The sequence below is a fragment of the Enterococcus sp. DIV1298c genome (genome assembly GCF_017316315.1).
Lineage (GTDB): Bacteria > Bacillota > Bacilli > Lactobacillales > Enterococcaceae > Enterococcus_B > Enterococcus_B mangumiae.
The window spans coordinates 1-7,792 of record NZ_JAFLWG010000064.1 but is presented as its reverse complement, the minus strand read 5'-3'; the positions used below and the strand labels follow the sequence as shown (position 1 = coordinate 7,792).

The 7,792-nt window shown below is 40.0% G+C and carries 5 protein-coding genes, 1 tRNA gene and 1 pseudogene; 1 reads left to right on the top strand and 6 read right to left on the bottom strand.

Features of this window, described 5'->3' with window-relative positions; genetic code table 11:
* Positions 1-157 precede the first annotated feature (157 nt).
* The 6 genes from gor to JZO83_RS13095 form a co-directional block, all read right to left on the bottom strand.
* On the bottom strand, positions 158-1,504 hold the full coding sequence (gene gor, locus JZO83_RS13120; RefSeq protein WP_207116035.1) for a glutathione-disulfide reductase: 1,347 nt from the start codon (positions 1,502-1,504) through the stop codon (positions 158-160).
* A 144-nt stretch (positions 1,505-1,648) separates the two neighbouring features.
* Positions 1,649-2,890 carry a U32 family peptidase gene (locus tag JZO83_RS13115; protein ID WP_206859626.1) on the bottom strand — a complete coding sequence of 414 codons (1,242 nt, stop codon included), beginning with the start codon at positions 2,888-2,890 and terminating at the stop codon, positions 1,649-1,651.
* A gap of 18 nt (positions 2,891-2,908) precedes the next feature.
* The gene (locus tag JZO83_RS13110) at positions 2,909-3,832 is read right to left on the bottom strand and encodes a peptidase U32 family protein (RefSeq protein WP_207116034.1); all 924 of its coding nucleotides are present in this window, start codon (positions 3,830-3,832) and stop codon (positions 2,909-2,911) included.
* 256 nt (positions 3,833-4,088) lie between these two features.
* Complete coding sequence (locus tag JZO83_RS13105; protein WP_207116033.1) at positions 4,089-6,563, bottom strand: ATP-dependent Clp protease ATP-binding subunit; 2,475 nt, start codon at positions 6,561-6,563, stop codon at positions 4,089-4,091.
* Between the two features lie 7 nt (positions 6,564-6,570).
* A complete protein-coding gene (locus JZO83_RS13100; protein WP_206859633.1) occupies positions 6,571-7,038 on the bottom strand; it encodes a CtsR family transcriptional regulator in 468 nt (155 codons plus the stop codon).
* A gap of 165 nt (positions 7,039-7,203) precedes the next feature.
* Positions 7,204-7,277, bottom strand: a tRNA-Arg gene (locus JZO83_RS13095).
* A gap of 162 nt (positions 7,278-7,439) precedes the next feature.
* Between JZO83_RS13095 and JZO83_RS13090 the strand changes: the two are divergent.
* Positions 7,440-7,649: pseudogene (locus JZO83_RS13090) on the top strand (transposase); the annotation flags it as partial.
* Positions 7,650-7,792: the final 143 nt, after the last annotated feature.

The following is a 7,792-nucleotide window of genomic DNA, read 5'->3' as shown; positions in this document are numbered from 1 at the left end:
GTTTTGAGAGCATCGGGTTATACCTCCAATTCATAGTTTTATTTTAACGTATAAAAAAAGACAAAGCACTATAAATAAGTACTTTGTCTACAATCTGAAGCAGACGGCTTGCGTCTGCTTTTTTCTATTTTGCTTATTCTTTTTATTGAATTGCCCGTTAGCGCATCGTTACAAACTCTTCGGCACCTGTTGGATGAATCGCTACTGTATTGTCGAAATCCGCTTTTGTTGCGCCCATTTTGACTGCTACTGCAAAGCCTTGTAACATTTCATCAACGCCCACACCGATGGCATGTAGCCCAACGATTTTTTCTTCTTCACCTACACAGATCAATTTCATCTCACATTTTTGACGATAATCGTTTAAAGCAAAGTACATCGGCGTGAATCGTGAACGATAGATTTTTAATTGTCCTTCACCATACGTCGTCAATGCTTGCTCTTCTGTCAGTCCAATCGTTGCAATCGGTGGATGAGTAAAGACAACTGTTGGTATAAGATCATAATCTAAATAAGAATTTTCTTTTCCATTGAAAAGTCGCTCGGATAAACGACGACCTGCGGCAATTGCTACTGGTGTCAAATCGATTTTGCCAATCACATCACCGATTGCATAGATGTGTGCATCGGTTGTATTTTGGAATTTATCCACTTTGATAAATCCTTTTTCATCTAACTCGACATTCGTTTTTTCGATACCTAATGTGTCTGTATTAGGTACACGTCCGCCAGCAAATAACACGCAATCTGCCGTCAACGTTTCGCCATTCTCAAAAGTAACTGTGTAGACATCTTCATTTTTTGTTATTTCACGAGCCGTAAAGTTTGCATAAGTATGGATTCCTGCGTCTTGATACATCTCAATCAAGTTGTCAGATAACATTTTATCAAACGTACGTAACGGACGTTCTTTACGATAAGCCCACATGACTTCACTTCCCAAGCCATTCAACACACCCGAAAGTTCGGCTGCGATATAGCCAGCACCTAATACGATCGTGCGCTTTGGCAATTCCGTCAATGCAAAAAAGCCGTTTGAATCAATGGCATATTCTCCGCCAGGAATCGTCATTTTGCTTGGCTTACCACCGGTTGCGATCAAAATATGATCCGCTTGATAGCTTTTCCCATTTACCTCGACTGTTTGGCTATCCACAAAGCGAGCGTAGCCCTTGATTGCTTCAACATGATTACTATCTAACCCTCTTTGATAAGCCCCATGAAGGAAATCAATGTATTTTTCACGTTTCTCTACTAGTTCTTTAAAGTCAACCTGTTTGACGTCTGCTTGGATACCATAGCTTGAAGCATCACGTTCGATCGTTTCTAAGATCGTGCTTGCTTGCCACATGACTTTTTTAGGAACACATCCGACATTGACGCAAGTTCCACCTAGTTCATTGCCTTCAATCAATAATACTTTCGCTCCATGCATACCGGCACGATTCGCTGAAGCAATTCCTCCAGATCCTCCGCCAATGACAATATAATCATATGTTTTCATCTTGTTCCTCCTTTTAGCAGCTGATGACACATTCTACCTCTGTTTTTTCAATAAACTTTTTATCAGCTCTTACAAAAAATAAGTGTAGCATGTTTCTAGACAATCTGTTGACAAGATGCTCATTTCGCTTCATTGTTTAAAAAATTATTTTCTTTTTCTAATCATATCTCCAGGTTTAACAGGTTGTGCCACCGGCATCGTCAAAATCATCATAGGATTTGGTGCCCGATCGATGGATTCCCCTTCTTCATTGTACATCACGTCAACCATTTGACTAAAATGAGTAAATCCTGGACCATAAAATTCGATTTCATCCCCTACAGAAAAGAGATTTCTCTGACGGATCGTCGCAATTTTCGTTTCCTCATCATACGACAAGACTTCTCCGACAAATTTATAAACAGGGATCTTACGTCGTTCACCAAACAACTGCTCATTTTCACTAGGTGTATTGTAATAAAATCCTGTTGCTAGTTCTCGTTGCGCTACTTTCCATAATTCATCGATCCATTCTTGTTTGCAAACATAGTTTTCAGGATCTTCCATATAACTATCAACGGCTGCTTTATAGACATTGGCGACTGTTGACACATAATGGATCGACTTCATGCGACCTTCGATTTTAAAACTATCGACACCATTTTCGATCAAATCAGGAATATGTTCGATCATTGACATATCCACCGCACTCATCGAAAACTCTTCTTCGACTTCACCTGCATCCGTCAATGTATGTCTTTCTTGACCAAACGGTAAGTCGTATAATTCATATTTCCAACGGCAAGATTGTGAACAGCCACCACGATTGGCATCACGCATCGACATATGATTCGACAAAGTACACCGTCCTGAATAAGAGATACACATTGCGCCGTGAATGAACGCTTCGATCTCTACATCGGTATGACGGCGAATCTCAGCGACTTCTTCCATCGAAACTTCCCGAGCTAAAACGACACGTTCTAAGCCTTCTTCTTTCCAGAATTCCAATGTTTCGTAGTTCGTAGCAGAAGCCTGGGTCGATAGATGGATCGGTAAACCTGGGGCTTCCGTTGCACAGATCTCGATCAATGCTGGGTCCGACACGATCACCGCAGAAATCCCTACATCCCGTAGATTACGGAAAAATTCTCCTGCCCCTTCATCGTTTCCTTCATGTGTGACCATATTCGCTGCCACATAGACTTTCGCTTGATGTTCCTTTGCGAATGCCACGCCTTCTGCCATTTCTTCATAAGTAAAGTTGCCCGCACGGCTACGCAAACCATAGGCATTACCACCAATATAAACAGCATCTGCCCCATAATGGATCGCTGTCTTTAGTTTTTCAAGTGTGCCTGCCGGAGCTAAAACTTCCGGACGCTTTAGTTTTCTTTTTGTTGTCATTTTCTTTCACCATACTCCTTACTTGATAGATTCAGGATCAATATAAAAGAAACCTGTATCAAGTCCTCGATTCGCTGGATGTAATCCATTGATCTTATTCGTCATTTCTTGTGCCATGTCCTCTGTCCATGTGTCTGCTAGTAACGCTTGTTTTGCTTCGACAAATAATTTAGTGATCGCAACAAATGCTTCACCTGGTGTAAACACGCCATCTAATTTCCACGTACGGAAATGATGCGCATAAAGTTGGGCAAGTTCATTGCTTAAATTAATGTCATTATTGGCAAAAATATGCGTGCCATGTGAATCTTCATAAATTGAATAATGCGTGTCTTCTTTTTTAGGTTCAGCGAGAAAGAGCCCTCTTTCACGATCTTTCTTTTCGTCCTGTTGCGTGTAGTTATAGTAATTCTGTAACAACGGACGCTTCGATTGATGGATGCATGTAGCTCCGTACACAAGCGTTTCGACAGGTATCAGCAATTTGCTTTCCATTTCTTTCATCTCATCAAATGGGACTTCACGTGCCAAAACAGCAGAAATCGCCCCTTTTTTTGCCCAAAAATTGATTTGTCTTGCACTAGTGACTAATGTTTCTGCATCAAAAACATAGGGAAGACTCAATTCTGGATTTTTTCGCATAGTATAGATGATCCCAGTATCACCAACTGTGATCATATCTGCATTGATCTCTTTTAAAAACAGCAGATACTCTGGAATTTTTTTCATTTTTTCAGGGTGAATGATCCCATTGACAGCTATATTTACTTTTTTACCGTAACGATGTGCAAGCTCGACTAATTCGCGTTGCTCTTCTCTTGTAAAAGAAGCTGGTAAGCGCAGGCCAAAGCGTTCTTCCCCAAAATACAGGGTGTCAGTGCCTGCCTCAAGCAATGCTTCTGCTTGTTTCATTGACTCTATAGTAGTTATGATTTCGATCATCATTTCCTCCTCCTACAACTCCATTATAGTAGCACAGCTCTGAAAACTTTCCAATACTTCTTACATTTATTATTGATTGTAACGCGATTGTAAAATAAGCAAGCCAACCTAAGTAAAACATGCTGTTTAACAGCCTAGTTAAACAACGGACAGAAAGATCTGATAGCGGAAATAAACCAAAAACCCAAAAATCAGACGATTTCTGGGCTTTTTGGTTCATTAAGGCTGCACAATTTCACAACCTATGATTTTATCATCATACTTTAGCAGTCACTTTTTTAAGTTCACGCACATTTACCGTGATTTTACCTTTCGAAGCGCCGACAGTGATTTGGTCTCCTAGATGGATCTCACCGCCAAGTAATGCTTCGCTCAAGCGATCTTCTACTTCTTTTTGCAATGCCCGTCTTAGAGGTCGTGCGCCATACTCTGGATCAAAACCGACTTTCCCGATCACATCAACTGCCGCTGGTGTGATTTTCACTTGGATGTCTTGTTCTTTCAACCGTTTGACAATCGATTGGCTCATGATTTGGACAATCGCATGGACCTCGTCTTTTGTTAATGAATGGAAGACAACTGTTTCATCGATACGGTTCAAGAATTCAGGACGAAAAGCTTTCTTCAACTCTTCAAGTATCCGTTTTTGCATCGCTTGATGATCCTTTGTAATATCTTGTACATTGAAGCCAACATTTTTTTCTTCTCGAATTTGTGTTGCTCCAATATTAGAAGTCATGATCATGATCGTATTTCTAAAGTCGACTTTTCTTCCTTTAGCATCGGTTAAATGACCATCATCTAATACTTGTAACAATAGATTGAAGACATCTGGATGGGCTTTTTCCACTTCGTCTAGCAAGATAACTGAGTAAGGTTTTTGACGGATTTTTTCTGTCAATTGTCCGCCTTCATCATATCCTACATAACCTGGCGGTGAACCAATCAAGCGGCTCGTACTATATTTTTCCATGAACTCGGACATATCAACACGAATCAAGGCATCCTCTTCACCAAACATCACTTCCGACAATGCTTTCGCAAGCTCTGTTTTCCCTACCCCTGTTGGGCCTAAAAACATGAAGGAACCAATTGGACGATTTGGATCTTTTAAGCCACTACGCGCCCGACGAATGGCACGAGACACAGCTTTAACTGCTTCATCTTGTCCAACGACACGTTCGTGAAGTAAGGCTTCTAGCTCCAACAATCGTTGACTTTCTTTCTTCTCTAACTGTTGCAATGGCACACCTGTCCATTCAGAAACAACAGTAGCCACATCTTCTTCAGTGACACGGTCTGCAAAGCCATTTTTATGTTTTGCTTCGATCGCTAATCGTTTTTCTAATTTCTTCATTAAGCTTTTTTCTTGTCTACGTAGATGCGCAGCTGTTTCAAAATCTTGCTTTTGAATCGCTCGCTCTTTATCCTTGTTCAATTGTTCGATCTCTTGCTTCAAGATCGCCGTTTCTGACAAATCATCCGCTTGCTCTAATCGAACTTTTGCTGCCGATTCATCGATCAAGTCGATTGCTTTATCCGGTAATTGTCTAGAAGTGATATAACGAACAGACAGATTGACCGCTGCTCGCACGGCTTCATCTGTGATCTCCACATGATGATGTTCTTCATAGCGTGAACGTAGGCCACGTAAGATCTCTTCTGCTTCATCCGCTGTCGGTTCATCTACTTGGATACGTGCAAAACGTCGCTCCAATGCAGAATCTTTTTCAATATATTTTTGGTATTCGTCTAATGTGGTTGCACCAATCGTCTGTAACTCACCACGCGCTAATGCCGGCTTCAAAATATTCGAGGCATCGATCGCACCTTCTGCCCCACCTGCGCCGATCAACGTGTGTAGCTCATCAATAAAGAGGATCACTTGACCGTCATGATAAATTTCATCAATGACTTTTTTCATTCGATCTTCAAATTCACCACGATACTTCGTTCCAGCGACCAATGCACCCATGTCTAACATCATCAAACGTTTGGCTCGCATTTCTTCAGGTACTTCACCTAAAATGATCTTTTGAGCTAACCCTTCCGCAATCGCTGTTTTACCAACACCAGGTTCCCCTACTAATACGGGATTGTTTTTTGTTCGACGACTAAGGATTTGGATCAAGCGTTTGACTTCTCTTGAACGTCCTACGACTGGATCTAGTCTGTTTTCTTTTGCTAACTTTGTTAAATCTCTAGCTAAAGAATCCAATGTCGGGGTTCCTTGTGTCATTGCACGTTTTTCTTGGGGATTACGACGGCGAATACCACCACTGTTCGAGTCTGTACCCATCGTACGCTTCAATGACTGACGAACTTTACTCAAACTGATGCCAAGGTTGATCATGATACGTGTAGCCATGATACTTTCATCTTTTAATAGACTAAGTAAAATATGTTCAGTGCCTACCTTTTGTGCGCCCATTTTATTCACTTCGCTATTTGCCAAAGCAAAAATTTGTTTCATCCGAGGGGAATAAGGTAGTAATGCACCTTTTGCATAAGTTTTCACTGTCCCATAACCGACTAAATGTTCGATTTCTTCGTAAATATCTTTTTCATTTAATTTCATTTCTCGTAATACTTTTCCAGCAATCCCATCAGGTTCGATCACTAAAGCCAACAATATATGTTCTGAACTTACCGCTTGATGTTTGAAGCGTTTTGCTTCTTCTTGGGCAATTTCTAAGACACGTTGCGCTCTTTCTGTAAATATCTCTGCCATTTAATCTTCACTTCCCGTCTTCATAGCTTAATCGTTCTAAAAATGCTCGTAGAATGCGAGCACGCGTATAATCTTCTGTCTCATTGATGTTCAACGTATTTTTAGCAATGGCGCTCAACATCAAGTTTCCTTCTTTTTTGGTAATGATTTGGTCTTCATATAATTTCTGAATAATGGCATAGGCGTTTTTTTCGTTGATGGTCTCACCAAACAACAAATTGATTCGTTCAAGCATTTGTTTCTTATCCGACATTCTCACTTTAGCAATCCGGATATACCCACCGCCACCACGTTTACTCTCTACAAGATAGCCTCGTTGGATCGTAAAGCGTGTATTGATCACGTAATTGATTTGCGAAGGAACGCAGTTAAAAAGGTCTGCCAATTCAATCCTTCGAAGCTCGATCATCTCATTTTTTTCTAGGATCTTTTTTATATATGATTCAATTAGATCCGAAGTATTTTGTTGTGCCATCCCACTCATTCCTTTGACTAATATTGACCTTAATTATAGCGAATTTACAGGTAGAAAGAAAGGAGAACGCTTGTTAGGTGTTTGATTCGAAGATAACGATAAGAGACGATTTTTTTTATGTAAATAAAAAAAACTAGGAATTCAATGAAGTCCCAGTTTTTCCAACGCGCCCAAGAGGAGTCGAACCCCTAACCTTTTGATCCGTAGTCAAACACTCTATCCAATTGAGCTATGGGCGCATATTCAGTTAACAATGATAATCATACGATAAATTTTAGAATAAAGCAAGCTGTTATAAGACTTTATAATAATTATTTTCAAGTTTTTATTTATCCGCTTCATTTCATATCTTTAGTTTTCGTACGAGCAATTCCTATTAGCTTATCACCAATATCACAATATTAGATGAAGAATTTCGAATAAAACTACAAAATCTTCTCAGCTATGAAGAAGGGATTCGTCATTTCTTGATCTACCTTACTCTAATGGAAAAATAGAAGCAAAGAACACACCAACATCAAGCACTCAAACGAGTGTCTTATGGCTTTAAATCATTTGAGAACATGCGCATCCGAATCTTTTTGACGAATCAAGTCATTCACGTCAAATAACGAAGTAAATCCGGAGAAGAAGTGTTCACTTCCTCTTCCGGATTTTACGGTTCTATAATATCTAGTGTTGGTGGAAAACAATTTTGTTTTCTGCTAACACTATTTTTTGTAAAAAAAGATAGTAAAAGAGATATCCAAATTGA

Excerpts from the sequence above, each read along its gene's own strand:
- gor (WP_207116035.1), bottom strand. The coding sequence starts at position 1,504 with ATGAAAACATATGATTATATTGTCATTGGCGGAGGATCTGGAGGAATT.
- JZO83_RS13115 (WP_206859626.1), bottom strand. The coding sequence starts at position 2,890 with ATGACAACAAAAAGAAAACTAAAGCGTCCGGAAGTTTTAGCTCCGGCA.
- JZO83_RS13110 (WP_207116034.1), bottom strand. The coding sequence starts at position 3,832 with ATGATCGAAATCATAACTACTATAGAGTCAATGAAACAAGCAGAAGCA.
- JZO83_RS13105 (WP_207116033.1), bottom strand. The coding sequence starts at position 6,563 with ATGGCAGAGATATTTACAGAAAGAGCGCAACGTGTCTTAGAAATTGCC.
- JZO83_RS13100 (WP_206859633.1), bottom strand. The coding sequence starts at position 7,038 with ATGGCACAACAAAATACTTCGGATCTAATTGAATCATATATAAAAAAG.